The organism is Ciceribacter lividus, assembly GCF_003337715.1.
Classification (GTDB): domain Bacteria; phylum Pseudomonadota; class Alphaproteobacteria; order Rhizobiales; family Rhizobiaceae; genus Allorhizobium; species Allorhizobium lividum.
In genome coordinates this window covers 83,130-109,663 of record NZ_QPIX01000007.1, presented here as the reverse complement: position 1 = coordinate 109,663, position 26,534 = coordinate 83,130, and the positions used below count along the sequence as shown (strand labels likewise).

Sequence of the window (26,534 nt, the reverse complement as noted above, 5' to 3'; positions counted from 1 at the left end):
GTCATGCCGGCCGCGGGGCGGTGTCGGCAATCAGGGGCAGGAACAAGGGACATGTCCGATCTCGACAGTTTGAAAACGGCGCTTCTGGCCGATATTGCCGCCGCAGACGGTGAAGCGGAAATCGAGGCGCTACGCGTCGCAGCTCTTGGAAAGAAGGGTTCGATTTCCGAGCTGCTGAAGACGCTCGGCTCGATGACGCCGGAGGAACGCCAGACTCGGGGCGCGGCAATCAACGCGCTGAAGAATGAGGTGACCGAGCAGATCACCGCGCGCAAGGCCGAACTTCGCGACGCGGCGATTGCGGCCCGCCTTGCTGCCGAAACGGTGGACGTTTCGCTGCCTGTCCGCTCCTCGCCGGCGGAGCGCGGCCGCATTCATCCGATCAGCCAGATCGTCGACGAGATCACGGCGATTTTCGCGGACATGGGCTTCTCGATCGCGGAAGGCCCGGACATCGAGACGGACTATTACAATTTCACGGCGCTCAACTTCCCCGAAGGTCATCCGGCCCGCGAAATGCACGACACCTTCTTCCTGAAGCCGGATGCAAACGGTGAGCGCAAGGTGCTGCGCACCCACACTTCGCCGGTGCAGGTCCGCACCATGGAAGCGCAGAAGCCGCCGATCCGCATCGTCATTCCCGGCAAGACCTACCGTCAGGACTCCGACGCTACCCATTCGCCGATGTTCCACCAGGTGGAAGGCCTCGTCATCGACAAGACCGCGAACGTCGCCAATATGCGTTGGGTGCTCGAGGAGTTCTGTAAGGCGTTCTTCGAGGTGGACAATGTCGTGATGCGCTTCCGGCCGTCCTTCTTCCCCTTCACCGAGCCTTCTTTCGAGGTCGATATCCAGTGTGACCGTTCCTCGGGGCCGATCGTCAAGTTCGGCGAGGGCAAGGACTGGATGGAGATTCTCGGCTGCGGGATGGTGCATCCGAACGTCCTGCGCTCCGGCGGGCTCGATCCCGACGAATATCAGGGCTTCGCCTGGGGCATGGGTCTCGATCGCATCGCCATGCTGAAATACGGCATGCCGGACCTGCGCGACTTCTTCAATGCCGATGTCCGCTGGATGAACCACTACGGTTTCCGCCCGCTCGACGTGCCGACGCTGTTCGGCGGCCTGAGCGCGTGAGGAGGATAGAACGATGAAATTCACACTCTCCTGGCTGAAGGAACACCTGGAAACCGATGCCACGCTCGACGAGATCTGCGAGCGTCTGACGGCGATCGGCCTTGAGGTCGAGGATGTTGATGACAAGGCGGCCTACAAGCCCTTCGTCATCGCCAAGGTGTTGACGGCTGAAAAGCATCCGGAAGCCGATCGTCTGAAGGTGCTGACCGTGGATGCCGGCGACGGCAAGCCGGTGCAGATCGTCTGCGGCGCGCCGAATGCCCGCGCCGGTCTCGTCGGTGCGCTTGCCCGCCCCGGGACTTATGTCCCCGGCATCGACGTGACGCTCGCCGTCGGCAAGATCCGCGGCGTGGAAAGCCACGGCATGATGTGCTCCGAAAAGGAGCTCAACATCTCCGACAATCATGACGGCATCATCGATCTGCCGGCGGATGCGCCCGTCGGCACCTCGTTCGCGTCCTATGCCGGCCTCGACGATCCGGTCATCGAGATCAATCTCACGCCGAACCGTCCCGACTGCACTTCCATCTTCGGCATTGCCCGCGACCTCGCCGCCTCCGGTCTCGGCAAGCTGAAACTGCCGAAGGCGCCGGATTTCAAGGTCGAAGGCGAGACGCCTGTCGAGGTCAGGATCGTGCTCGACGATGAGCGGCTCTGCCCCGGCTTCGCCTACCGTCTGGTTCGCGGCGTGAAGAATGGCCCGAGCCCCAAATGGATGCAGCAGCGGCTTCTCGCCATCGGGCTTCGTCCGATTTCCGCACTGGTCGACGTGACCAACTACATGACCTTCGACCAGGGCCGGCCGATGCACGTCTTCGATGCCGACAAGGTCAAGGGCGATCTCGTGGTTCGCCGTGCCCGCGAGGGCGAGGAAATCCTCGCGCTCGACACCCGCACCTACAAGCTCAATCCGGCCAACGTCATCATCGCCGACGACAACGGTCCGGAATCGATCGGCGGCATCATGGGGGGCGAGCATTCCGGCTGTGACGAAAACACGGTCAACGTGCTGATCGAGTCGGCGCTTTGGGACCCGATCAACATCGCCAAGACCGGCCGCAGCCACGGCATCATCACCGATGCGCGCTACCGTTTCGAACGCGGTGTCGATCCGGAATACATGGTCCCCGGCCTCGAACGCACCACCGAACTGGTGCTCGAGATGTGCGGCGGTACGGCGGCGGCTGCCAAGGTCACCGGCTACAAGGGCCATGTGAAGACGGTGGTCGAGTTCCCGTTCTCCGAAGTAAAGCGCCTGACGGGGTTGACCGTCTCGAACGAGGAAGGTCGCGAAATCCTCACCGGTCTCGGCTTCGAAGTCCAAGGCGCGGGCGAGGTGGTCACGGTTGCCGCTCCTTCGTGGCGGCCGGACATCGACGGCAAGGCCGATCTTGTCGAAGAGATCATGCGCATACACGGTGTCGACAATATCAAGCCCGCGCCGTTGCCGAGCGCCGGGGCGGTGAACGGCCGAATTCTGACGCCGTTGCAGATCCGCACCCGCACGGCCAAACGCGCGCTGGCCGCTCGCGGCATGCTGGAGGCCGTCACATGGTCCTTCATCTCGCATGAGCAGGCGACGCTCTTCGGCGGTGGGAGCCATGAACTGCGGCTTGCAAACCCGATCGCTGCCGACATGTCCGACATGCGGCCGTCGCTGTTGCCGGGCCTGCTCTCTGCGGCCCAGCGCAATGCCGACCGCGGTTTCGGGGATGTGGCGATCTTCGAGGTTTCAGGCACGTACGAGAACGATACGCCGGAAGGGCAGCGCCGCGTCGCTGCCGGTGTCCGCCGCGGCACGGCCTCGCTTGCCGGCGCCGGCCGCATGTGGTCGAACGCCGCCAAGGGCGGTGGAAAGCCGGTCGACGTCTACGATGCAAAGGCCGATGCGCTCTCCGTGCTGGAGGCCTGCGGGCTGCCGATGGCGAACGTCCAGATCGAGCCCGGCGCGCCGTCGTGGTATCATCCGGGACGCTCCGGGACGATCAAGATGGGGCCGAAGGTGATCCTCGGATACTTCGGAGAATTCCATCCGAAGACATTGGAGGCCCTCGATGTCACCGGCGCCCTCACGGGCTTCGAGGTCTATGTCGACGCGATACCGGAACCGAAGAAGAAGGCGACCCGCACAAAGCCGGCGCTGGAGCTTTCACCCTTCCAGATGGTCAAGCGCGACTTCGCCTTCGTGGTCGACAAGACCGTCGAGGCCGGCGCGATCATCAAGGCCGCCGGCAGCGCCGACCGCAAGCTGATCACCGGCGTCAACGTCTTCGACATCTTCGAGGGGGCATCTCTCGGCGAGGGCCGCAAGTCGGTTGCGATCGAGGTGCTGATCCAGCCGGTCGAGAAGACGCTGACTGACGAGGACTTCGAGGCGCTGACCAAGAAGATCATCGCCAACGTCGAAAAGACGACCGGGGGCGCCTTGCGCGCCTGATCGGATGGGGACGAGCGAAAAGGGCGGGTCGACCGCCCTTTTCTTGCTCAGGCTCTGCCCGGCTCTGCCCCGATCGCTTTCGCCCGTATCGGCAGACGCACGAACATCACGACGTTGCCGGCAAGGGTCAGAAGAAGGCCGGCGACGCTGATCGCGGTCCAGCGATAGTCCTCGTAGATGCTCGACAGCGTGAGCGCGACGACAGGAAAGAGAACGGTCGCATAGGCAGCCTTCTGCGAGCCGATCCGTGAGACCAGCATCAGATAGGTCGTGAAGCCGACGACGGAGCCGACAACCGAGAGATAGAGCAGCGCGCCGAGATAGGTGATATCCGGCGGCATCACAACGGGGGTTGCGGTGATGAGGACAAGGCCGAGGAGCGTGAGGGCACCGTAGCTCATGCCCCAGGCATTGGCCGTTACCGGACTGATGCCGGCTGCGCTATTGCGACGCGAGGCCATGTTGCCGAACGAAAAGAAGAGGGTACCGAGCGCCGAGAGCCCGACGCCCTTCCAGCTATCGGGATTGAAGGCGACGAATATGTCCGGCCCGAAGAGCAGCACGAGGCCGGTCGCGCCCAACATTGCCGCGAGAAGCGTGCGCGGGCTGACCCGATCACCGAAAAAGATCCGCGCATTGACGGCGTTGAAAATGGTCGCAAGCGAAAAGACGACCGATATCAGGCCGGACGGGACATAGGCCGCAGCGTAATAGAAGCAGAGGAAGTTGCAGCAGAACAGGCAGAGCGCCTGTGCCAGAATGAACGGCTGCTGTCTCAGCGGCGGAACCTTCATCCGGCGGGTCAAGATCAAGGCGCCGACGAGGATCAGCGCGGCGGCGGCGAAACGATAGAAGACGGATACCAGCACCGGAACAGGCCCGATCTGGAGGGCGATGGCGATCCAGGTCGTGCCCCAGATCAGAACGGTGGAGGAAAAGAGCAGATAATTGGTCATGGTGGTTCCCTGAATTTCGGGTCACACCTAGGACCATTCCGGTGTCCGGGCTTGCACGATCTTGCTGCGAACTGCATCGAAAGGGAGCCGCAGTCATGACTTCCGTGTGGTCGTCCGTCGAACTTGCTGTAAAATGGGCTCGTTTCTACAACAGGCTTTCCATGCAGCAACGCCCGTCAGTCTACAGCATGCTTTCTTCCTCACCCCGCACCCAGCGGCTCGGTGGGCTGAATCTCGGCGCCGGAAAGTCGACGGCGATCTGGCGCAACAGCTTCGATCGCATGCATTACGAACGGCCGGACGGTCACACGTTCAGTCTCTACCTCCGGGGCGGCGAAAGAACATGGCGGCTTGATGCCGGTCGTGCGCATGGCTGGCCGGGCGCGCTTTGCCTGATGCCGCAGGGCGCGTCTTCGGACTGGGAAATCAATGACACCTTCGAATTCGTCCATCTCTATGTCACGGACGACGAATTGCGCCGGCAATTCTCCGAGACGCTCGACCGCGACGCGCGGCTGATGACCGTTCCCGAGGCGACGTTCGACGATGCGCCCCGGCTTGCCGAAAGCCTGCAGCATCTGGCGGCGGCGACGCAGACAGGGGACGTCCTCAGGGCGGAGGAGGCGATCACCGCAGCGATCGCCTGCCTGTTTTCTGACCCGCGTTACGGCGGAGCGCAACCGGTCTCTCTGCGCGGTGGCCTCTCTCCGGTGGTCCGGCGGCGGCTGATCGACTACATAGAGGCCCGCCTTGAACACGCGATCACCCTTCGGGAACTCGCAGGCGTCGCCGGGCTGAGCGAATTCCACCTGCAGCGCATGTTCCGCCAGAGCTGCGGCGTCTCGCCTTACGGCTTCATCCTCAACCGGCGTATCGATCGGGCAAGAAGGATGCTTGCGGACGGTGATCCTCTTGCCGAGATCGCTTCGGCCTGCGGCTTCAGCAGCCAGAGCCACCTGACACGGATGTTCAAGGCGGTGACCGGAACGACACCCTCCGCCTACCGCCGCGGTGTCGCCTAAGCCGGCATCTCATCGTCCGAACATCTTCGTCATTTTCTCCGAATAGCGCGCGCCGGCGACCTTTCTGGGTGCCAGGAGCTCGCCCAGAGCGGCCACGTCCTGTTCCGAGAGCGGCACATCTGCAGCCGCAATGTTCTGCTCCAGATGCGGGATCCTGCTGGCTCCGGGGATCGGCACGATGAAGTCCCCTTGGGCCAGGACCCAGGCGAGGGCGAGTTGCGCCGGCGTGACGCCCTTCTCTTCGGCCATCCGCTCGAGCAGTCTCACCAGGGAGAGATTGGCGTCGAAGTTTTCCGCCTGGAAGCGGGGCAGCGAGCGACGGAAGTCGTCGGACGCAAGCCCGTCGAGCGTCTTCAATGCGCCGGTCAGTACGCCGCGGCCGAGTGGCGAGAAGGGTACGAAGCCGATGCCGAGTTCCCGGCATATCTCGAGGACGCCGTTCTCCTCCGGATCACGTGTCCAGAGCGAGTATTCGCTCTGGACCGCTGCAATCGGATGGACCGCATGGGCACGGCGGATCGTCGCGGCACTCGCTTCCGACAGTCCCAGAGCCTTGACCTTGCCCTGCCGCACCAGATCGGCCATGGCGCCGACCGTGTCTTCGATCGGAACGTCCGGATCGACGCGATGCTGATAGTAGAGGTCGATCACGTCCGTGCCGAGCCGCTTCAGCGAGGCCTCGGCGACGGCGCGAACGTTCTCCGGCCGGCTGTCGGTACCCGTGATCATCTGGTCGGATGGTTTCGCTGGATCGATGCGGAACCCGAACTTCGTGGCGATCACGACCCGGTCGCGATGGGGTCGCAGGGCCTTTCCGACGAGCACCTCGTTCTTGTAGGGTCCATAGACTTCGGCAGTGTCGAAGAGCGTGACGCCGAGCTCGACGGCACGATGCAGGGTGGCGATCGCCGAGGTCTCGTCGGCCGAGGGTCCGTAGGCATGGCTCATGCCCATGCAGCCGAGCCCGAGGGCGGAAACGGAAAGACTTCCGAGTTTGCGCGTCTTCATCTGTTGCTCCTTCGTGTCGTCGGATGACGTTGGTGCCGCAGAGCCTTCGGTCTCTGGGCACGACTTCAATCTAGTTCGCGTGGATCGCTCTGATAATTACTGCAAAATGCAACAGCTTGTTCTATCTGTTGTAACAATGAACCGGACCCAGCTTTCTCAACTCGCTGTTCTTGCCGCCGTCGCCGCGCATGGGAGCTTCCGCGCCGCTGCGAAGGAGCTGAAGATCGCGCCTTCGGCGGTGAGCCATGCCGTGGCACGTCTGGAGGAAAGCCTCGGGGTTCGCCTTCTTGGCCGGACGACCCGAAGTGTGCGCCCGACCGAGGAAGGGCGGCGCCTGCTCGACAGCCTGGCACCGGCGCTCGGCGAGATCGACGCGGCCATGGCCGCCCTTGCCGACGTACGTGAACGACCGGCCGGCAACCTGCGTATCACCCTTCCGCGACTTGCGGCCGACCACGTGATCGTTCCCCGGCTGGGTGCGTTTTTGCAGCGCTACCCGGATATTACCGTCGAGCTCGTCACCGAGGATCGGTACGATGACCTCGTCGCGAAGGGTTACGACGCCGGACTGAGACTCGGCGAGAGCCTGGAGCAGGACATGATCGCGGTAAAGGCGAGCGGATCGCTTTCAGGCGCGGTCGTCGCAACGCCGGATTATTTCCGCACTCACCCGATGCCGGTGCATCCGCGTGACCTGCTGCGACATCCCTGTATCCGGCGTCGCTTTTCGAGCGGTGCGATCTACCGCTGGGAGTTCGAGAAGGAAGGGCGATCACTGGTCGTTGACGTCGAGGGGCCCGTGATCCTCTCGGACGACCGGCTCATGCTGCAGGCATGTCTCGGCGGAGCCGGGATAGCCTATCTCTTCGACCAGCGGATTGCCGAGGAATTGACGCAGGGTCATCTGGTGCGCGTTCTCGAGGACTGGTGTCCGCCTTTCGACGGCTTTTACATCTACTATCCCTCGCGCTGGCAGATGCGGCCGGCGCTCAGGGCTTTCGTGGATTTCTACCGCTTCGGCGCGTAGGCTGGCTGCTTTCGCTCACAGACGGACGCGGTATCGCACATGTCCGTCTTCCTCGGCGTAAGTGTCGTAGAGCTTACGTGCCGTCGCGTTATCTCGGTCAGTATGCCAATAGAGCCGTGACCAGCCCTTTGCCTTGGCGAGCGCGATCAGGTCGTTGATCAATGCCCGTCCGATGCCGCGTCCGCGGAAGCGCTCGTCGACATAGAGATCTTCGAGATAGCAGTCCGGCGTCATCGACCATGTCGAGTCGTGAAAGTGGTGGATGGCAAAGCCCGCCATTTCGCCGTCCACGAAGGCAAGTCGCATTGCGACGCGGGACGACGGATCGAGGATGCGCGTCCAGGTGTGCCTGGTAACCTCGTCCGGCAAGTCAACCTTGTAGAAGGTCAGATAGTCGTGCCAGAGGTGCTGCCAGGCGGCTTCGTCCCCAGGTTGTGCGTCACGTATCTCCATGGGCATGAACATCTTATGCTCCGGCTTCGGTGAGGAGTGCCATCTGCGCGGCAGAAAGCTGAAGCTTTCCGGCGGCAATCAGGCTTTCGAGTTGCTTCAGGCTGGTTGCGGAAGCAATCGGTGCGGTGATGCCCGGTCGCGCGGCGATCCAGGCGATGGCGACGGTGGCCGGGCTGGTGCCGGTTTCTGCCGCTACCTTGTCGAGCGCAGCCAGAATTCTGAACCCCTTCTCGTTCAGGTAATCGCCGACACGATAGCTTCGTGATGAACCTTCGACGTCCTCCGGCTTGCGGTACTTGCCGGTGAGAAAGCCGGCGGCGAGCGCGTAATAGCTGATCACGCCGATTTCTTGCGCAATGCAGAGGTCGGCAAGCGGCCCCTCGAAGGCCTGGCGGGTGTAGAGATTGTATTCCGGCTGCACGACATCGTAGCGCGGCAGGCCTTGGTCGGCCGCGACATCGAATGAGGCCTGCAGCTGCGTGGCATCGAAGTTCGAACAGCCGATCGCCCGGACCTTCCCCTGCTGCTTCAGTTTCGCGAAGGCTTCGAGCGTTTCCTCGTGCGGCACGTCGGGGTCCGGCTTGTGGGCAAGATAGAGGTCGATGTAATCGGTACCAAGCCGTTTGAGCGAGGCCTCCGCTGCTTCGGCGATCCACTTTGCGCTGAGGCCCGTTTTCCTGCCGTTGTTGTCGAAACCGACCTTTGTGACGATCACCGCGCGGTCTCGTGGAACGTGGCCGCGCTTCAGCCACTTGCCGATAATCGTCTCGCTTTCTCCGCCGACATGGCCGTCGACCCAGGCCGAGTAGACATCCGCCGTATCGATCGTGTTGTACCCGGCATCGAAAAAGGCATCGAGCAGCGCGAACGAAGTCTTCTCATTCGCAGTCCAGCCGAAGACATTGCCACCGAAGACGACGGGGGCGATGGAAAGGCCGGTGCGGCCGAGCGGACGCTTCTGCATGGGAAAACTCCGTGGTTCCTGGGGAGGGCCTCTTGCGGCCCGGTCGGAGAAGGAAGGTTAGCAATGGTGGCTGTGATCGACCATCGAATTTCTTTGATGGGAGGACAACCGTCCGGGCACCATTGCCTCGTTCAGTGGCAATCGATAGGTTGCCGCAGCATCGTTTCAGGAGGGATCCCCATGCTGCGCTTTGGAATTCTATCGACCGCAAAGATCGCCCGGGAACTGGTGATTCCCGCGATCCAGGACGCCGAGAACTGTGTCGTTTCCGCGATCGCGAGCCGTGACCTCGTGAAGGCGCGCGCCGTGGCCGATCGCTTTTCCGTGCCCCATGCCTTCGGATCCTACGACGAGATGCTCGCCTCCGATCTCATCGACGCCGTATACATTCCGCTGCCGACGTCGCAGCATGTCGAGTGGGCGATCAAGGCCGCCAATGCCGGCAAGCACGTGCTGTGCGAAAAGCCGATCGCGCTGAAGGCGGAGGAGATCGACCAGGTGATCGCCGCCCGCGACCGCAACAAGGTCATTGTTTCCGAGGCCTTCATGGTGACCTATGCACCGGTCTGGCGGAAGGTGAGGGCACTGCTTTCGGAAGGGGCGATCGGCCGGCTGCGCCACGTGCAGGGCGCGTTTACGTATTTCAATCGTGATCCGGCAAACATGCGCAACGTACCCGAGCTCGGCGGCGGCGGGCTTCCGGACATCGGCGTCTATCCGACGATCACCACACGGTTTGCAACCGGCAAGGAGCCGTTGCGCGTCCAGGCGGTCACCGAGCGCGACCCGGTCTTCGGCACCGATATCTATTCGAGCGTGAAGGCCGAGTTCGACGGCTTCGAGCTCAGTTTCTACATCTCGACGCAGATGGCAAACCGCCAGCTCATGGTCTTCCACGGCACCGACGGCTTTATCGAGGTGCGCTCGCCCTTCAACGCCGACCGCTGGGGTCCAGAAGAAGTCGAGTTGACGAACCAATCGCATAATCTCTCGCAGGTCTTCCGTTTCCAGGACAGCCGCCAGTACCGTTGCGAGGCAGAGGCTTTCGCTCGTGCCGCGGCGGGCGAGCCGGAGGAGATCGTGACCTTGGAGAACTCGCGCGCCAACCAGCGCTTCATCGACGCGATCTATCGTGCGAGCGAAAAGGATGGCTGGGAGGCGGTATAAGGGAAGCTAGCAGAAGCGTCCCTTGCCGCTATCGCCGGAAGACGAAGCGGGAATAGCCGAAGAAGCTGAAGGCCATTGCCGCGAGCGAGGCGAGCACCAGCGCGGCGACCGGTTTCAGCAGCGGCGTGGCGATCAGCAGGGCTGAATAGAGAACGTAGTTCAGGACGGCGGTGGTGATGCCGACCGACCCGTACCGGAAACCCTCCACTGCCAGCGAATGGCGCGATGCGCCGAAGGTGAAGCTGCGATTGAGAAGCCAGGTGGCGGCGAGTGCGATTACGATCGCGAACGCCCGCGCGACGAAGGGACCGAGCGGAGTCGTGTTGAGCAGAAGCATCAACACGGCTGCATCGATAGCGAAGCCGACGGTGCCGACGATGCCGAAGCGCAGGAGCTTCTTCATGCGGCATCCGCCTTGGCCGGAACCGATATCGCCTCGGCGGAGCGCCGCTTCTCGGCGCTCGTGCCACGAAGGATATTTGCCGAAGCAAGGCCCGGGAGCGTCATGTAGTGGATACGCAACTGCTCGGCGCGCGAGCGGGCGACGGAATCGAGGATCGTGCCGGCGGTGAGGAAGAGTAGCGACATCATCATCAGTGCGAGCGAGAACACCCAGGTTGGCATGCGCTCCACCAGCCCGGTCTGGAAATAGGCGTAAAGGACCGGTGTCATGAAGACGATGCTTGCTGTCATCAGCGTCGCGGAGAAGGTGCCGAAGAAGGCGAAGGGGCGCGTCTCCTTCATCAGCATGGCGAACATCCAGAGGATTTTCGCGCCGTCGCGGAAGGTGGACAGCTTCGAGTGGGAGCCTTCCGGCCGCCGACCGTAATCGAGTTCGAGCTCGCAGACGGGAAGCTTCAGGCGTGAGGCATGGACCGACATTTCGGTCTCGATCTCGAAGCCGCCGGAAACGGCAGGGAAGCTTTTGACGTAGCGCCGCGAGAAGGCGCGGTAGCCCGAGAGGATATCAGTGAAATCCTGCCCGAAAAGAAAACGATAGAGGCGGTTGAAAAGCCGGTTTCCGAAGGCGTGACCGTTGCGACCGGCATCCTGGTGCACGCCGCGGCGTATGCCGACCACCATGTCGGCGCGCTCGGTGATGAGTGTGCGGACGAGTTCTTCGGCGTCCTCCGGGGCATAGGTGCCGTCGCCGTCTGCCATGACGTAGACATCCGCATCGATGTCGGAGAACATGCGGCGCACGACGTGCCCCTTGCCCTGGCGGCGCTCGCGGAAGACGGTCGCGCCGGCAAGCACCGCGTGCAGCGCCGTCCCGTCCGTGGAGTTGTTGTCATAGACGTAGATGCGCGCGTCGGGCAGGGCCTGCCGGAAGTTGCGGACGACGGTTCCGATCGTTGCCGCCTCGTTGTAGCAGGGCAGCAGAACAGCGATGTCGAGATTTTCCGACCCGGATACGTGCATACTCGTTACTCGCAAAACACAGCCGGCGCTCCGGGTTATCCGAGGCCCGGTTTTACTATTTCTTGAGAAGGTTAAGGCTAGGTTTCGCCCGCATGTGACATCTGAAATTTCCGCCGTCCGGCCCCGCCGGTGCGACGGCGAGGGAGCAGTTCCGGCATGGCAGCCATCGACATCACGAAAGACGAGCGCGGGCCGTTCTGGTCGCGCTATGGCTTGTCGCTCCTCTTTTACGCGGTGCTGACGATCGCCGCACTCGCCCTTCTCAATCTGCCGGGCGCGAAGGACTACGTCGGAACGGACAACGACGATGTGATGCGCCTCGTCGTGGTTCGCGATCTCCTTGCGGGGCAGGGTTGGTTCGACAATGTGCAGCATCGCCTTGGCCTCGGCGGAGGCACGTCGATGCACTGGTCGCGACTGATCGACCTGCCGATCGCTGCGCTCATTACGTCTTTCCGGCAGTTCCTGCCGGAGACTGCGGCCGAGGCTGCGGCATTGCTGGTCTGGCCGTTGTCGCTCGCCATCCCGTTGCTGGCGATGATGGGGCTCGCCGGTCGAAGAATAGGCGGGCCGCAGGTGATGCAGATCGCCTTTGCGATGACGGCCATTCTGATCGTTACGTCGAACCGGTTTCTGCCGGGGGCGATCGACCACCACAACGTCCAGTTCGTCCTCATCGCCTCAATGGCCGCCATGCTGGTCGATGCCGACTACAAGCCGTGGAGCTTCGCATTGGCCGGAACGGCTGCCGCCCTGGCGATCGCCATCGGCGCGGAGACAACGCCCATTGTCGCCGTCGTCTGTCTGCTGGTGGCGGTGCTGTGGGTCTGGCACGGACGCGAGTTCGCAGCCGCGGCACGCGCATTCGCCCTGGCGATTACGATCGGTGTAACGGTCTTCTTCTTCGCTACCGTCCCGCCGAGCCGTTATGGCGAGGTCACTTGCGACAGCCTCTCGGTCGGCTATTACGGGATTGCCGCAGCCGGCGGTGCATTGCTGTTCCTTTCGGCGTTGCTCGCGAGCGGAGCTCGCCGTGAGTTGCGTTTCGCCGTGCTTGCAGGCAACGGCGTGATCGTGGCTGCGACGGCGCTCGTCCTCGCACCGCAGTGCCTGCGCAATCCCCTTGCCGATCTCGATCCGTTGCTGGTCAAGCTCTGGCTGTCCAATGTGATCGAAGCACAATCCGTGCTCAGCGAGCTGAGCAGCGAGCCTGGGACCTTCGGTGGCTTCTATGCAGTCGGCTTCTTCGCCCTGATGGTTTGCCTTTCGCGCATCATGCTGCGCGACCGCGTCGAACTGCACGCCATCCTTCTCGCCCTGGTAGCCGCGGCCTGGGGGATCGCCCTGATCCAGGTACGCGGCGCCGTCTTCGCCAACCTTCTGGCAATCCTGCCGCTGGCCGTGCTTGTCTCGGAGCTCCGCCGTCATGCCCATGCCGATCCCGAGAATATGAGCGCCGGCTTCTTCTTTCTCGGCGGCGCCCTGATGGCGGTGCCGAGCGTGTGGGCCTTTCTCGGTGTGCTCACCGTCGAGGGGACGGATGGTGTCGCCAACCGGTTTCGAAGCGGAGGAAGCGTACAGGGGGCGCAGATATCAGCGGATTGCGAAAGCCGTGCCGCTATCGCGCCGATGACGGAAGTGCCGCCGACCACCGTGGCGGCACCCTCGGACAGCGGCTCCGATATCCTGCGGTTCACTGCCCACCGCGTGCTTTCGGCTCCCTACCACCGCAATCAGGGAGGCATGCTGACGGAACTGCATATCGGGCTCGCGACTCCGAGCGAGGCCGTCGCCTTCCTTCGCGGGGCAAAGGTCGGCATGATCGCTTACTGTCCCGGTAACGCACAGACCAAACGTTTGGCGGCGATGAAACCGGACGGCCTCTATGCGGCCCTTGGCCGTGGTGAAATTCCGCCCTACCTCGTAGCCTTGCCGCATGCGGAGGGATCAGGATTTCAGCTCTACAGGGTCGATCTGCCGGCTGAATGACGCAGCCGTGGTTGGATAAACACTCTTCGACCGTCGAAGCCTCGCTTCGAGGCTGATCTTTGCCGTCAATTGGGCTAGTAAGCCTGCATGGCCAATTTTTTCAGTGATGATTCGCCCACCAATCTCACAGAATTCACCGTGTCGGAGCTTTCGGGTTCGATCAAGCGGACGATCGAGAGCGCGTTCGATCATGTCCGGGTACGCGGCGAAATCTCTGGCTATCGCGGGCCCCATTCCTCGGGTCATGCCTATTTCTCCCTGAAGGACGACAAATCCCGCATCGATGCGGTGATCTGGAAGGGCACGTTTTCGAAACTGAAGTACCGCCCGGAAGAGGGCATGGAAGTCATTGCGACCGGCCGCGTCACCACCTTCCCCGGCTCTTCGAAATACCAGATCGTCATCGAGGCACTGGAACCGGCCGGCGCTGGCGCGCTGATGGCGCTGATCGAGGAGCGCAAGCGGCGCCTTGCTGCGGAAGGTCTGTTCGATGCCGCCCGCAAGCAGTTGCTTCCCTACATGCCGAAGGTAATCGGCGTCGTCACCTCGCCGACCGGTGCGGTCATCCGCGATATCCTGCACCGCATCTCCGACCGTTTCCCGGTCCACGTGCTGGTATGGCCGGTGAAGGTGCAGGGCGAAGGCTGCGGTGAGGAGGTCGCAAACGCGATCCACGGCTTCAACGCGATCGACCCGGGCGGGTCCATACCGCGGCCCGATGTTCTGATCGTGGCGCGGGGCGGCGGCAGCCTAGAGGACCTCTGGGGGTTCAACGACGAGATCGTCGTGCGCGCTGCAGCCGAAAGTGCGATCCCGCTGATTTCCGCAGTGGGCCACGAGACGGACTGGACGTTGATCGACTATGCCGCGGATGTGCGGGCGCCGACGCCGACAGGTGCTGCCGAAATGGCAGTACCTGTAAAGGCCGACTTGGAGGCGCAGGTGGCGAATCTTGGCGCAAGGCTCTCCGGCGCCTGCAGCCGCCAGATGGATAATCGGCGACAGGGTCTGCGTTCGCTCGCTCGCGCTCTCCCGTCACTCGACCAGTTGCTGGCACTGCCGCGCCGCCGCTTCGATGAAGCCGCAGGTGGTCTCGGGCGCAGTCTCGAACTCAACACGATGAACAAGCGCCGCAGCTTCGAGCGTACCGCCTCGCGGCTCAGCGCCGACGTGCTGGCAAGACGGATCGTCGAGCGGCGTCAACGTCTCAACGAACGCGCCTCGCTCGCGGAGCGGATTGTCGAGCGCATGGTCGATCGGTTGAGATCCCGGCTCGGGCGCTGCGATGCCGCGCTCACGGCCATGCCCTCGCGGCTGCAGTCGCAGACGGGGCGCGCCCGCGACCGGCTGGCGGGACTGGTCGCCCGCGCCGATGCCGCCGTGACGACGGAGACCCGGCAGCGCCGGCATGCGATCACAGCGCATGACCGCATGCTGCAGTCACTTTCCTACAAGAATGTTCTGATGCGCGGCTACGCCGTCATTCGAGACGCCCGTGATCGTCCGGTGTCCCGAGCCGCCGCACTGACGACGGGGACCGCGATCGCCATCGAATTCGCCGACGGCCGCGTGTCGGCTGTCACCGGAGAACCGGGGGAAGCCGCTGCCGCCTCAGTCAGCGAGGCGAGGACCGCACCTCCGTCGACTAGGTCTCCGAAGAAGAGCGAGCCGCCGACCGGCCAGGGAAACCTTTTCTGACCAGCACGAGGCATTTGTCCCGCCGAGTGGGGGTGACCAGATGTAGCGTGACGCGCGTTCGACCCTTCTCTGTCCACCATCACAACTGCGTGAATATATCTTGCTATAAAGATAAATCGGCGTAAGCATGCCGTTCCCTAAACAGGAGGGCAGAGCCGATGGCGAGATCCACCGACATCACGACAGTTGCCGTTACCGCAATTGCGCCGGCGATATGGGGGAGCACCTATATCGTGACGACGACCATGCTCCCCGCCGGCTACCCCCTGACGGTGGCCATGTTGCGGGCGTTACCGGCGGGGCTCGTCCTGCTTATGCTCGTGCGTCAATTTCCAAGCGGGCTTTGGTGGTGGCGGATGCTGGTGCTCGGCGCGCTCAACTTTACGATCTTTTGGGCTATGCTTTTCGTCTCCGCATACCGGCTCCCCGGTGGTGTCGCTGCGACCGTGGGTGCGGTCCAGCCGTTGATCGTCATAGGGCTCGCTCGTCTCGTGCTGACGACACCGGTGCGCTCGGCCGCCATCATCGCGGGACTTGCGGGGCTTGTCGGTGTCGGCCTTCTGGTGTTGACGCCCAAGGCGGCGCTTGACCCGATCGGTATTGCCGCGGGACTGGGTGGTGCCGTTTCCATGGCGACGGGCACGGTGCTGACGCGTCACTGGCGCCCGCCGGTATCGAGCCTGACGGCGACGGCCTGGCAATTGACGGCGGGCGGTTTGCTTCTGGTGCCCCTTGCCTTCGCGCTGGAGCCGTCTTTGCCCGCACTCTCCTTCACGAATATCGCCGGCATCGCCTATCTCGGACTGATCGGCGCTGCGCTCACCTACATATTGTGGTTTCGGGGTCTCGTGCGGCTGGAGCCGTCGGCGGTCGCCTCTCTGGGCTTTTTGTCGCCGATGGTCGCCACCCTGCTTGGCTGGCTGATTCTCGACCAGGGCCTGTCGCCGATGCAATTCCTCGGGTTCTTAGTCGTGCTGGCAAGCGTCTGGCTCGCTCAACGGGCGACGGCGTCGCCGCTACCGGCGACGAAGTCCGTACCGGCGTCTTGAGGTGACAGCGGAGCGAGTGATGCCGGTCTGCATCAGCGACGGACTTTTCCTCGGTTGATGGGAAGGCCCGCATCGCCGCCATTTAAACGCCCTTCGGACTTCCTATGTGTATCCGTATCGTCAGCAAACACGGAGGCGTTGGCTGCGTTTATGCCGACCATCGCGCGAGGAGTATGAGATCATGAAGCGGATAGCGGGAATAATTCTCACGGGTCTTTCGCTGGCCGTCGGTACGCCTGCACTTGCGGGCGATGCCGAACTCGCGTCGATCCTGTTCGGAAAGGTATACAACGACGGTGTCACGGCGGTGCAGGTCGGTGCGGGCTATCGCTGGAGGAACGGGGATGTTCCGCTCTTCGTGCGACATCCCTCTGCGGCACTCATGCGCGCCGCTCAGGCGGAAGCGGCAAGCGACCCGATCCTCGGCGAGGCGTTGTCGCGGCGTGGCATCGCCCTGCACAATGTCATCTGGGTCCAGACCGCGATGAACGGCGGCCGGATCATCTATCACTACTGACGCTCGAGCTCTCGAGGCGGCGAAGTGCGCGCTTCTGCCGCCTGCCGAAAGCGATTGCAGCCTCAGGCCCACTCGCCTCTGCGCATCACCGGCACGCGGCTTCCGTCAATCCTGACGCCATCGATGTCGACCTTGTCCGAGCCGATCATCCAGTCGATGTGGATCAGCGAGGAATTGCCACCCTGTGCCGCGATCTGATCTTGTGTCAGTGAGGCGCCATCGAGGAAGCACTTGGAGTAGCACTGGCCAAGCGCGATGTGGCAGGAGGCATTCTCGTCGAACAGCGTGTTGTAGAACAGGATGCCGGAGGCCGAGATCGGCGAGGAATGCGGCACCAGCGCCACTTCGCCGAGTCGGCGGGCGCCTTCGTCGGTGTCGAGCACCTTCAGCAGGACCTCCTCGCCCTTCGAGGCCTTCGCCTCGACGACACGGCCGCCCTCGAACCGAACCTGAATTTCGTCGATCAGCGTGCCCTGGTGCGACAGCGGCTTGGTGCTTGACACATGGCCTTCTACCTTCAGCGCGTGCGGCGTGGTGAAGACCTCTTCAGTCGGAATGTTCGGGTTGCAGGTGACGCCGTTCTTGGCGACCGACGCGCCGCCGTGCCACTCATGGCCATCTGCGAGCCCGACCGTCAGGTCGGTGCCGGGACCGGTGAAATGCAGTGCTGCGAAGCGTTCGCCGTTCAGCCAGGTGGAGCGTTTGTGCAGTTCGGCATTGTGTTCCGCCCACGCGGCCACGGGATCGTCACGATCGACGCGAGAGGCGGCGAAGATCGCATCGGCAAGCCTGCGGACGGCCTCATCGACCGGAAGCCCGGGGAATACGAGCGTCGCCCAGGACGGATTCGGATAGGAGCAGATGTTCCAGTTGATGTCGAAGTTGGAGATGTGCTCCAGCGCCGGCTTGTAGGCGATCGAGTTCGCCTTGTTGGCGCGTGCCACCTTTGCCGGATCCTGGCCGGAGAGCAGCATGGGGTTGTCACCGGCGATCGCCAGCCGTGCGGCGCCGCTGGCGTAGGCTTTCGCCATGCCGTCATAGAGCCAGCCGGCGGCCCGGTCGAAGCTCGCGTCGGGAGCGTGCCGATAACGGGAAAGGGTCGTCTCCTCGTCGGAGTAGAAGGTGGAGACGAGGCTCGCGCCCGCCATGTAGGCGTGCTTGGTGATGAGCCGGACGAGCGGCATGGCAGCGAGCGGTGCAGTCATGACCAGTTCTTGGTCCTTCTGCAGGTTCAAGCCAACTTTGACGGCCACTTCGGCCAGCTTTTCGAGCTTTGCCGGATCGACTGTGCTGTTGAAATCGGGCGCGATTGTCATGGGAACCTGCCATTCTGTTGGAACATGTCACACGAAGACTTAGAGGTCTTTGCGGCGAAATTGAAGTGTGCGTAAGGCCCCGGAACGACTCATCGCCTGTCTCGGCCAGACAAGAGGGTCCTCGTCACGCGATCACGGCGGCGGCGATCGCCTTGAGTGCTCGCTGGGCGTCCTTCGGATCGAGGCGGAGCTGCACGCCGCGCTGGCCACCATTGATGTAGACATGCGGCTCGGCGAGTGCACTCTCCTCGATGGCGGTCGGCACGACCCTCTTCTGGCCGAAGGGACTGATCCCGCCGACGTGATAGCCGGTGAGTCGCTCGGCATCTGCCGGCTTCATCATCGCCGCCGACTTGCCGCCGAAGGCAGCGGCGAGCTTCTTCATGCTGACCTCACGGTCAGAGGGCACGACGACGCAGGCCGGTTTTCCGTCGACCTCGGCCATCAGCGTCTTCAGCACGCGACGCGGCTCCTCGCCGATCGCCTCAGCCGCCTGGAGACCGATGCGTTCGGCGTCCGGATCGTAGTCATAGAGGTGAACGGAAAAGGCGATGCCCGCTCTTGCCAGTGCCTGAGTTGCGCGCGTGGTTTTCGACATCGAGAACCTCAGCCGGCGAAGAAATTGTCATAGAGGTCCGGCTTGAAGCCGACGAGCACACGTCCCTCGGTCTCCAGGACCGGCCGCTTGATCATCGATGGTTGCTCAAGCATCAACGCGATCGCCCGCTCTCGGTCAATATTGCCCTTTTCCGCCTCCGGCAACTTGCGGAACGTCGTTCCGGCACGGTTCAGCACGGTTTCCCAGCCGGCGGCGTCGCACCACCGCTCGACACTGCCGCGGTCAATCCCGGACGATTTGTAATCGTGAAAGGCGTAGTCGATGCCCTGTTCATCCAGCCAGGTCCGCGCCTTCTTCATGGTGTCGCAGTTCTTGATGCCGTAGAGCGTAACTCGCATGTGCCGTCCTGCTGCGCCTTCGGGCCGGTCGCCGTCCCGATTCTGATGGCCAAGGCATAGCAAAACGTCGCGGCCTTTCAAATGACCGGAACGACAGGAAACGGCTTTGACAGTGTTGCCCGTTTGCGCCTCAATACTCGACGACGTGGGTGAAGGGAGGATTGCCGACCATGGCAAAGATCATGCTGAAGCGCGTCTATGAGCCCGCGGCCGATACGGACGGAACGCGCATTCTTGTCGACCGGCTCTGGCCCCGCGGGATCGCCAAGGAAAAGGCAGGCATCGATCTCTGGCTGAAGGACATTGCCCCGAGTGACGCGTTGCGCAAGCGGTTCCACGGCAAACCGGAAGACTGGGAGGAGTTCCGCGCCGCCTATTTCGCCGAGCTGAAGGCGCCTGCGGCAAAGTCCGCCGCGGATGTCCTCCGCAATCATCAGGACGAGGGACCGATCACGCTGCTCTACGCCGCGCGCGACGAGGTGCACAACAACGCCGTCGCCCTGAGGGACTGGCTTGCCGGGAACACCTGACGAACTTTGTCCGCGCTGATGCTGGAAAGTTGGCGTAAAATGTCCCATCTTCGTCAGGAAAGGCGATTTTTCTTTTTGCGAATGTCGGTAGGCTTTCTTTATGTTCAACACATGGAGATGCATGAAATGTCCGCACATGAAGTCGCCCTGATCGTGATCGACGTCCAGGAGTCCTTTCGGCACCGGCCGTATTTCCGGGAAGACGGCCTCGCCGGCTATATTGCCCGCCAGCAGGCGCTGATCGATGGCGCCAAGGCTGCGGGCGTTCCGGTGGTGCAGATCTTCCACGTCGAGGACGAAGGGCCGTTCTCGGAGGCATCCGGCAACGTCACGACGTTGAAGCCGCTGACAATCCAGCCGGATGCGGTCTTTCGCAAGCGGCGGCACAGCGCGCTCGTCGGCAGCGGTCTTGATGTCTGGCTCGTTCGGAACGGCATCCGCAAGGTGATCATATCCGGTATCCGCACCGAGCAGTGCTGCGAAACCACGACGCGCCACGCCTCCGACCTCGGCTACGCTGTCGATTATGTCAGCGAGGCGACGCTCACCTTCCCGATGACGGACGCCGGCGGCCGCGAGTGGAGCGCCGAAGAGATCCGCGCCCGCACCGAGCTCGTGCTTGCGGGCCGCTTCGCCCGCATCGCCACCGTCCAGGAAGCCCTTTCCGGTCTTGCCGAGAAGGTTGCCGCATGACAATCGACACGCAGCATCGCAGGGATGTTCCGGTCTATATGGTCGTGCCACCCCGCGCGCTGCTCCTCGATGTCGCCGGTCCGATGGAAGTGCTGCGCAAGGCCAACCTCGTCCAGGACAAGGTACATTTCTCCGTTCACTATATCGGCCCGGCGCCGGCGGTCGGGAGCTCGATCGGTCTGCATCTTGCGGCGATCGAGCCTCTGCCGGACAATCTGCCAGAAGGTTCGCTGGTGGTTGTCTCGGGTGCTGCCGACAAGCCGCTCGGCCAAGCCTTCAACAGCCGCGACGAAGACGCTCGGCTCGAAGCGGCAATCGTCGCCTGGCTGAAACGTGCCGTTGGTCCCGGCCGGAGGCTTGTCTCGATCTGTTCGGGCGCGTTGCTCGCTGCCCGCGCCGGGCTTCTCGATGGTTACGACTGCACCACCCACCACGAGACCACGTCCGAGTTGATCCGGCTCGCGCCGACGGCGCGGGTGAAGGAGAACCGCTTGTATGTCGAGGACGGAGAGCGGCTGACGAGTGCCGGGATCACCGCCGGCATCGACCTCATGCTGCACATCGTGGCCAAGGAGGCGGGGCACGCGACGGCGCTCGCCGTCGCCCGTTATCTCGTCGTCTACTTGCGGCGCGGTGGTGCCGATCCTCAGATCTCGCCCTGGCTCGAGGGGCGCAATCACATTCATCCGGCGATCCATCGCGCGCAGGACGCCGTGGCGACCGATCCCGCGCGGGACTGGTCGGTCGACGAACTCGCCCGCGTGGCGGCTACGAGTCCTCGGAATCTCTCGCGCCTGTTCAATGAGCATACGGGGATGAGCGTCAGCGATTATGTCAACCGCATGCGTATCGCCCTGGCGCACGAGCTCGTGGTAGGCACGCGGCTCGACATGGAAAGCGTGGCGGAGCGGGCGGGCTTCGCGTCGACGCGACAGTTCCGTCGCGCCTGGAACCGCCTGCATTCTGCACCTCCGAGCCGCGCCAGGAAATTGCCGCGCGAGCGTGACCGCGCGTAACGCAGAGAAAATGCCTCCGCAGTTACTGTCCGGCCGCCGCGCTTCATATTCGCCAGACAAGGGATCCGCCGGTCATGCCGGCGCCCGCGGCACTCAAGAGCAGGGTTTCTCCGCGCGCGAGGGGATGATTCCGATGGCTGATCGAGAGCGAAAGCGGGATCGTTGCCGCCGACGAATTGCCGAATTCGGCGATCGTCTCGACGGTCCTGTCCTTTCCGATCGCGAGCTTTTCGCAAAGCGCGTCCGTCATGCGGGCATTCGCCTGATGGGGAATGAAGCGGGTCACGTCGGTCATTTGCAGCCTCGCATGTGCGACGGCCGCCGTGGCCGTTTCCGACATCATCCTGACGGCGGAAGCGAAAACGGCTTTTCCGTCGCGAATGCTCATCCGGCACTGGTCGTCCGGAAGGTCCGGCCGGAAAGGTAGCGAGCTGCCTCCCGCCGGGATTCCGATCAGGCCGTACTGGCTGCCGTCGCTGGCAAGATCGAGGGAGAGCAATCCTCGGTCGGTGTCATCCGAAGGCGCAAGTACGACGGCACCGGCCGCGTCGGCGAAGAGGACGGCTGATGCCCGTTCATCGGGGTTGATCCGGCGGCTCAGGATATTCGCCGCGACCACCAGCACCGGTCTGCCATGGCGCACCACGTGGCTGTCGGCCAGTGCCAGCGCCTGCAGGAACCCGGTGCAGGCCCCGGCAAGATCCACCGCGCCGCAACGGGTAAGCCCGAGGTTGTAAGCGAGCAACGGAGCAGACGGCGGCAGCAGATGATCGGGTGTGGAGGTGGCAAGCAGCGTCAGGCCGATGTCGCGCCGGTCCACGTCGGCGCTCAAGAGTGCATCCTCAGCCGCCCGGGCCGCAAGCGCGGTCAGGCTATCCTGCGGCTCCGCCCAACGGCGGCGCCTTATGCCGGTTCGCCTCGCGATCCAGCCGGCCTCCAGGCCGAGCCGATGTTCGATCTCGCAATTCTCGACGATGCGTTCGGGAACGCTGTGGCCGAAACCGGCCATCCGGCTCGACCGCATCATCGGTCGGCGCTCCGGATCAGGTCGACGCACTCGTCGATTGCGGCATAGGCACGGTCGAGTTCTTCGGCGGACGAGCAGTAGGGTGGCATCAGGTAGATGACATTGCCGAGCGGGCGGATGAGCAGTCCTCTTTCGCGAAACAGCCGACGCAATCTCGGCCCGACGTCGGAGAGGTAGCCGGTCGTCTCCGTTGCGAAATTCAGAGCCGTAATGGTGCCGATCTGCCGCACGTCCGAGAAACGCGGATCGTTTTGGAAACGTGCGAGCTTCTTGCTCTGCCTCTCGGCCAATGCGGCTATACGCGCCTGCACAGGCTTTTGCCGCCAGATGTCGACATTGGCCGATGCCGCCGCGCAGGCGATCGGATTGGCGGTATAGGAGCTGGAATGAAAGAATGTCCGGCTTCGATCCGTCGAGCGGTGCGCGTCGAAGATCTCCGGTTTGCTGAGCGTGGCGGCAAGCGGCAGTGCGCCGCCCGTGAGCCCCTTCGACGTGCAGAGAATGTCCGGCGTGATACCGGCCTGTTCGCAGGCGAACAACGTGCCGGTGCGGCCCCAGCCGGTCATGACCTCGTCCGCGATCAGGAGCGCGCCGGAACGGCTGGCGATGGCGGCGATCTCGGTCAGAACCGACGGGGCATAGAGCTTCATCCCGCCGGCACCGAGAACCAGGGGCTCGACGAGTACGGCAGCCACGTCGCCACCGCGACAGAGCTGCTCCAGCGCGTCGAGCGTCTGCTGTTCGTGACCGGCCGCGGGAAAGGGGAGTCGGCCGACATCGAACAGCAGGGGCTGGTAGGGGGCGTTGAACACGCCGCGCTCACCGACCGACATCGCGCCGACCGTGTCGCCGTGGTAGCTGTGTTCCATGACGACGATCCTGGCCTTTCGCTCGCCGCGGTGATGGAAATAACCAAGCGCCATCTTGATGGCGACCTCCACCGCGGTGGAGCCGCTGTCGGAGTAGAAGACATGGGTGAGCCCGTCGGGCGCCAATTCGATCAGGCCGGCCGCAAGTTTCTCGGCCGGTTCGTGGCTGTACTCGGCGAAGATGATCTGGTCGAACTTGTCGGTCGCTTCGCGGATTGCCGCCATGATTGCCGGGTGGCGATGGCCATGGGTAATCACCCACCAGGAGGAAATCCCGTCGAAAATTCGCTGCCCATCCTCGTCGATCAGGCTGGAGCCCTCGGTCCTTGCGATCCGCTTGAAGGGTTGCTCCAGACCGTGCTGGGTAAAGGGGTGCCAGACAGGCGACGATTTCGCAGCGTTCATGGTCTGCTCTCCGGCTCGAAGATCGAAAGGTCGAAGTGGTCGTGAAAGGCGCGGGCGAGCGTCGACGGATTCGGATCAGTAAGGAACGGCATTCGCCCGAGGCGCCGAACCCGTCCGAGGTGAACGATTGTTTCTTCCACGTGCTCCTCCGGCTCGCCGATAAACGCGACGCCGAGAACCGGAATCTGCCGCGACCGCAGAGCCTCGATCGAAAGGAGGGTGTGATTGATTGTCCCGAGACGCGTCCGGGCACAGAGGATGACGCGATGCCCCCAACGCGCGAAGACTTCGATGAAGAGCCGGTCCGGGGTCAGCGGAACCATCAGGCCACCTGCGCCCTCGATCACCAGTGGGCCATCGACCGCCGGAGGATCGATCGCGTCCGGATGGATACTGGCGCCATCGATTTCAGCTGCGATGTGCGGCGAAGCCGGCGTGCGAAGCCGCCAGAGCTCCGGCAGGATGCGGTTCTGCGCGAGTCCCCCGAGTCGGGCGACGGTTTGACTGTCCGTTTCATCATCGAGGCCGGATTGGATGGGCTTCCAGTAAAAGCCGTCGAGTGCGGCCGTCAGCGCGGCGGAGAAGACCGTCTTGCCGATCCCGGTGTCGGTGCCGGTGACGACGTAGCGCGCGCTCACGACGATATCTCCGCAAGTGCGGCGGCAAGATGATCGAAGAGCGCGCGGACGTCATCCTCTTTGACATTGCAGGTGATCGAGATGCGCAGTCGCGCCGTTCCGGCCGGGACGGTTGGCGGTCGAATTGCCCGCACGTCGAAGCCATCCCGCCTCAGTCGCTCGGCAAGAGCGACAGCCCGGCCGTTCGAGCCGACGACAACCGGCTGGATCTGGGAACCACTCGATGCGCCGAGGAGACCGGCGCTGAGCCCGTCGGCAAGACGAACGAGGCGGTGGAGGCGCTGTCGTCTTTCCGGTTCCTCGCGGAGTATTCTGAGAGCCTCGCGGAGAGAGGCCGCCTGAAGCGGCGATGGCGCGGTCGAATAGATGAAGGGCTTGGCATGGTTGACGAGATAATCGATCAGAATGCCGCTTCCGGCGACAAGAGCGCCGGATCCGCCGAGGGCCTTGCCGCAGGTATGAAGGACAAGGACATTCTCCCGTCCCTCGAAATCTGTGGCAAAGCCGCGGCCATCCGGTCCCCATACGCCGCTCGCATGGGCCTCATCAACGAAGAGAAATCCGTCGTGACGATCGGCGACTGCCATCAAGTCCTGAAGTGGCGCGCGGTCGCCGTCCATCGAATAGAGGCTCTCGACCACGATCCAGGGAGTGCCGATGCCGCCGCCCTGTCGCCAGCGACGGATCGCCTCCTCGCAGGCCTCGGCATCATTGTGCCGAACGGCCACGCCTTCTGCCCGTCCCGCCTTGAGCCCCGCATGTGCGCTCGCATGAATGAGGGCGTCGTACAGCACGAGATCGCCGCGCTGCGGCAATGTGGAGAGGACAGCAAGATTGGCGGCGTAACCGCTCCCGAAATAGAGCGCTCGTTCGCTGCCGAAGAAGGCTGCTGCCTCGGCCTCCAGTGCCTCATGTTCCTCGTGATTGCCGCGCAGCAGCCGTGACCCGCCGGCGCCGAGCGGTACGCCACGCTCCAAGGCTGCCATCGTTGCGGCCGCCAGCCTCGGACAGGCGGCGAGGCCGAGATAGTCATTGGACGAGAAGTCGACGCCGGCCTCGGCGCAGAGCCGGCGGCGGCGATCCTTCTGTTCGAGCTGCCTGAGCTTGGTGTCGTAGCGAGCCAGCTGCTCGAGCATCAGCGGTTGTCCTCGGCCGTCAGGCCCAGCCGGCGGAAGAGGCTTCGGTCCTTGTCCTCCCCGGGATTGGCCGCCGTCAGCAGGGTGTCCCCGACGAAGATCGAATTCGCACCAGCGAAAAAGCAGAGAGCCTGCAGCTCGTCCGACATGTCGCTACGCCCGGCCGACAGGCGCACATGAGACCGGGGCATTAGCAACCGGGCAAGGGCGACGATGCGGACGAATGCGATCGGATCGACCGGCGCCGCATCGGCCATTTTTGTGCCCGGTACCGGAATGAGCATGTTGATCGGCACGCTCTCCGGCGGAGACGGCAGGTTCGCGAGCGTGACCAACATGTCGATGCGGTCGTCCTCGCTTTCACCGAGCCCCATGATCCCGCCGCTGCAGACCTTGATGCCTGCCTCTCGGACATGGGCGAGCGTTTCCAGCCGCTCTTCGAATCGACGGGTCGCGATGACTTCGGGGTAGAAGCGTTCGGAGGTGTCGACGTTGTGGTTGTAGTAGTCGAGGCCTGCTTCGGCGAAGGTCTGCGCCTGTTCGGGCGACAACATTCCGAGCGTCATGCAGGTTTCGAGGCCGAGTGCTTTGACCCCTTTCACCATGGCGACGATCGCCGCCTCGTCGCGGGCCTTCGGGCTACGCCAGGCGGCTCCCATGCAGTAGCGCGTCGCTCCGGCGTCCTTCGCCTCTTGCGCCTCGGAGAGCACCTGCTCGCAAGAGAGCAGTTTCGAGGCCTTCAGGCCGGCCTCGTGATGCGACGACTGGCTGCAGTAGCCGCAATCTTCGGGACAGCCACCCGTCTTGATGTTGATGAGCTTGCTGAACTGCAGCCGGTTGGGATCGAAATTTTCACGGTGAAGGCTGTGCGCCTGAAAGAGCAGATCGTTGAATGGCTGCAGGTAGAGGGCGCGGGCGTCCTCGAACGTCCAGGCCGGACCTGAGCCATCGATGGCTGTGTTCTGTTGCCGGTTCAGATCGTGCATGGCTGCATCTCCGCGTATTTTCCAACGTCGAGGCTTGGCAAATAATAGATTATCTATTAAATCTCCTCATGGAGTCAGGCTGTCTGCAAAATCGCGGACCGTCAACGACAATTAA

Annotated in this window: 26 protein-coding genes; 12 read left to right on the top strand and 14 right to left on the bottom strand. The window is 63.4% G+C overall.

Translation table 11 applies throughout. The annotated features are described in order from the left end of the window. The first annotated feature begins 51 nt into the window (after nt 1-51). Both pheS and pheT read left to right on the top strand, forming a co-directional pair. The gene (gene pheS, locus DFR48_RS13530) at nt 52-1,137 is read left to right on the top strand and encodes a phenylalanine--tRNA ligase subunit alpha (protein WP_114363680.1); all 1,086 of its coding nucleotides are present in this window, start codon (nt 52-54) and stop codon (nt 1,135-1,137) included. A gap of 13 nt (nt 1,138-1,150) precedes the next feature. Continuing rightward, a complete protein-coding gene (gene pheT, locus DFR48_RS13525) occupies nt 1,151-3,574 on the top strand; it encodes a phenylalanine--tRNA ligase subunit beta (RefSeq protein WP_114363679.1) in 2,424 nt (807 codons plus the stop codon). A gap of 47 nt (nt 3,575-3,621) precedes the next feature. Here the strand turns inward: pheT and DFR48_RS13520 are convergent, their stop codons facing one another. Further along, nucleotides 3,622-4,530, bottom strand: coding sequence for a DMT family transporter (locus tag DFR48_RS13520; protein WP_114363678.1), 909 nt, complete (start codon nt 4,528-4,530; stop codon nt 3,622-3,624). A 95-nt stretch (nt 4,531-4,625) separates the two neighbouring features. Between DFR48_RS13520 and DFR48_RS13515 the strand changes: the two genes are divergently transcribed. Beyond that, nucleotides 4,626-5,552, top strand: coding sequence for a helix-turn-helix domain-containing protein (locus DFR48_RS13515; protein WP_483458457.1), 927 nt, complete (start codon nt 4,626-4,628; stop codon nt 5,550-5,552). Between the two features lie 9 nt (nt 5,553-5,561). Here the strand turns inward: DFR48_RS13515 and DFR48_RS13510 are convergent, their stop codons facing one another. Beyond that, nucleotides 5,562-6,560, bottom strand: coding sequence for an aldo/keto reductase (locus DFR48_RS13510; RefSeq protein WP_114363677.1), 999 nt, complete (start codon nt 6,558-6,560; stop codon nt 5,562-5,564). A gap of 136 nt (nt 6,561-6,696) precedes the next feature. Between DFR48_RS13510 and DFR48_RS13505 the strand changes: the two genes are divergently transcribed. Then, nucleotides 6,697-7,587 carry a LysR family transcriptional regulator gene (locus tag DFR48_RS13505; RefSeq protein ID WP_114363676.1) on the top strand — a complete coding sequence of 297 codons (891 nt, stop codon included), beginning with the start codon at nt 6,697-6,699 and terminating at the stop codon, nt 7,585-7,587. A 15-nt stretch (nt 7,588-7,602) separates the two neighbouring features. On the opposite strand, the gene DFR48_RS13500 is transcribed toward DFR48_RS13505, so the two are convergent. Further along, nucleotides 7,603-8,046 (bottom strand): GNAT family N-acetyltransferase, encoded by a 444-nt coding sequence (locus DFR48_RS13500; protein WP_114363854.1) that lies wholly within the window; start codon nt 8,044-8,046, stop codon nt 7,603-7,605. A gap of 7 nt (nt 8,047-8,053) precedes the next feature. After that, a complete protein-coding gene (locus DFR48_RS13495; protein WP_114363675.1) occupies nt 8,054-9,004 on the bottom strand; it encodes an aldo/keto reductase in 951 nt (316 codons plus the stop codon). Between the two features lie 180 nt (nt 9,005-9,184). Here DFR48_RS13495 and DFR48_RS13490 point away from each other — a divergent pair, with 180 nt between their 5' ends. Continuing rightward, complete coding sequence (locus DFR48_RS13490) at nt 9,185-10,171, top strand: Gfo/Idh/MocA family protein (protein ID WP_114363674.1); 987 nt, start codon at nt 9,185-9,187, stop codon at nt 10,169-10,171. Between the two features lie 28 nt (nt 10,172-10,199). Here DFR48_RS13490 and DFR48_RS13485 read toward each other — a convergent pair whose 3' ends face one another. Then, nucleotides 10,200-10,574 carry a GtrA family protein gene (locus DFR48_RS13485; protein ID WP_114363673.1) on the bottom strand — a complete coding sequence of 125 codons (375 nt, stop codon included), beginning with the start codon at nt 10,572-10,574 and terminating at the stop codon, nt 10,200-10,202. Continuing rightward, nucleotides 10,571-11,593: a glycosyltransferase gene (locus DFR48_RS13480; RefSeq protein ID WP_114363672.1), complete on the bottom strand. Its 1,023-nt coding sequence runs from the start codon at nt 11,591-11,593 to the stop codon at nt 10,571-10,573. The genes DFR48_RS13485 and DFR48_RS13480 overlap by 4 nt, the downstream gene beginning before the upstream one ends. A gap of 156 nt (nt 11,594-11,749) precedes the next feature. Here DFR48_RS13480 and DFR48_RS13475 point away from each other — a divergent pair, with 156 nt between their 5' ends. From DFR48_RS13475 to DFR48_RS13460, 4 genes are all read left to right on the top strand, one after another. Further along, nucleotides 11,750-13,582 (top strand): hypothetical protein, encoded by a 1,833-nt coding sequence (locus tag DFR48_RS13475; RefSeq protein WP_114363671.1) that lies wholly within the window; start codon nt 11,750-11,752, stop codon nt 13,580-13,582. A gap of 87 nt (nt 13,583-13,669) precedes the next feature. Further along, nucleotides 13,670-15,280, top strand: coding sequence for an exodeoxyribonuclease VII large subunit (gene xseA / locus DFR48_RS13470; RefSeq protein WP_114363670.1), 1,611 nt, complete (start codon nt 13,670-13,672; stop codon nt 15,278-15,280). Between the two features lie 158 nt (nt 15,281-15,438). Next, on the top strand, nt 15,439-16,329 hold the full coding sequence (locus tag DFR48_RS13465) for an EamA family transporter (RefSeq protein WP_114363669.1): 891 nt from the start codon (nt 15,439-15,441) through the stop codon (nt 16,327-16,329). Between the two features lie 181 nt (nt 16,330-16,510). Continuing rightward, complete coding sequence (locus tag DFR48_RS13460) at nt 16,511-16,846, top strand: hypothetical protein (RefSeq protein ID WP_114363668.1); 336 nt, start codon at nt 16,511-16,513, stop codon at nt 16,844-16,846. Nucleotides 16,847-16,908: 62 nt separating this feature from the next. On the opposite strand, the gene DFR48_RS13455 is transcribed toward DFR48_RS13460, so the two are convergent. The 3 genes from DFR48_RS13455 to DFR48_RS13445 form a co-directional block, all read right to left on the bottom strand. After that, on the bottom strand, nt 16,909-18,162 hold the full coding sequence (locus tag DFR48_RS13455) for an aminopeptidase (protein WP_114363667.1): 1,254 nt from the start codon (nt 18,160-18,162) through the stop codon (nt 16,909-16,911). A gap of 124 nt (nt 18,163-18,286) precedes the next feature. Then, nucleotides 18,287-18,760, bottom strand: a complete 474-nt coding sequence (ybaK, locus tag DFR48_RS13450; RefSeq protein ID WP_114363666.1) for a Cys-tRNA(Pro) deacylase — start codon at nt 18,758-18,760, stop codon at nt 18,287-18,289. Between the two features lie 8 nt (nt 18,761-18,768). Further along, a complete protein-coding gene (locus DFR48_RS13445; RefSeq protein WP_114363665.1) occupies nt 18,769-19,119 on the bottom strand; it encodes an ArsC family reductase in 351 nt (116 codons plus the stop codon). A 170-nt stretch (nt 19,120-19,289) separates the two neighbouring features. Between DFR48_RS13445 and DFR48_RS13440 the strand changes: the two genes are divergently transcribed. The 3 genes from DFR48_RS13440 to DFR48_RS13430 all read left to right on the top strand — a co-directional run bounded on the left by DFR48_RS13440 (nt 19,290) and on the right by DFR48_RS13430 (nt 21,358). Then, nucleotides 19,290-19,649 (top strand): DUF488 domain-containing protein, encoded by a 360-nt coding sequence (locus DFR48_RS13440; RefSeq protein WP_114363664.1) that lies wholly within the window; start codon nt 19,290-19,292, stop codon nt 19,647-19,649. 126 nt (nt 19,650-19,775) lie between these two features. Further along, a complete protein-coding gene (locus DFR48_RS13435; protein ID WP_114363853.1) occupies nt 19,776-20,342 on the top strand; it encodes an isochorismatase family protein in 567 nt (188 codons plus the stop codon). Further along, nucleotides 20,339-21,358: a GlxA family transcriptional regulator gene (locus DFR48_RS13430; protein ID WP_114363663.1), complete on the top strand. Its 1,020-nt coding sequence runs from the start codon at nt 20,339-20,341 to the stop codon at nt 21,356-21,358. The genes DFR48_RS13435 and DFR48_RS13430 overlap by 4 nt, the downstream gene beginning before the upstream one ends. A 43-nt stretch (nt 21,359-21,401) precedes the next feature. Here DFR48_RS13430 and DFR48_RS13425 read toward each other — a convergent pair whose 3' ends face one another. Genes DFR48_RS13425 through bioB form a run of 5 tightly spaced genes read right to left on the bottom strand, consistent with a single transcriptional unit; the run spans nt 21,402 to nt 26,419 of the window. After that, entirely contained in the window at nt 21,402-22,385 is a 984-nt protein-coding gene (locus DFR48_RS13425; protein ID WP_114363662.1) for a beta-ketoacyl-ACP synthase III, read from the bottom strand. Beyond that, a complete protein-coding gene (locus tag DFR48_RS13420; RefSeq protein WP_114363661.1) occupies nt 22,382-23,659 on the bottom strand; it encodes an adenosylmethionine--8-amino-7-oxononanoate transaminase in 1,278 nt (425 codons plus the stop codon). The genes DFR48_RS13425 and DFR48_RS13420 overlap by 4 nt, the downstream gene beginning before the upstream one ends. Then, the gene (gene bioD / locus DFR48_RS13415) at nt 23,656-24,297 is read right to left on the bottom strand and encodes a dethiobiotin synthase (RefSeq protein ID WP_114363660.1); all 642 of its coding nucleotides are present in this window, start codon (nt 24,295-24,297) and stop codon (nt 23,656-23,658) included. The genes DFR48_RS13420 and bioD overlap by 4 nt, the downstream gene beginning before the upstream one ends. Further along, nucleotides 24,294-25,433 carry an 8-amino-7-oxononanoate synthase gene (locus DFR48_RS13410; protein ID WP_114363659.1) on the bottom strand — a complete coding sequence of 380 codons (1,140 nt, stop codon included), beginning with the start codon at nt 25,431-25,433 and terminating at the stop codon, nt 24,294-24,296. The genes bioD and DFR48_RS13410 overlap by 4 nt, the downstream gene beginning before the upstream one ends. Next, on the bottom strand, nt 25,433-26,419 hold the full coding sequence (bioB, locus tag DFR48_RS13405; protein ID WP_114363658.1) for a biotin synthase BioB: 987 nt from the start codon (nt 26,417-26,419) through the stop codon (nt 25,433-25,435). Before bioB ends, DFR48_RS13410 begins: the two co-directional genes overlap by 1 nt. Between the last annotated feature and the right edge of the window lie 115 nt (nt 26,420-26,534).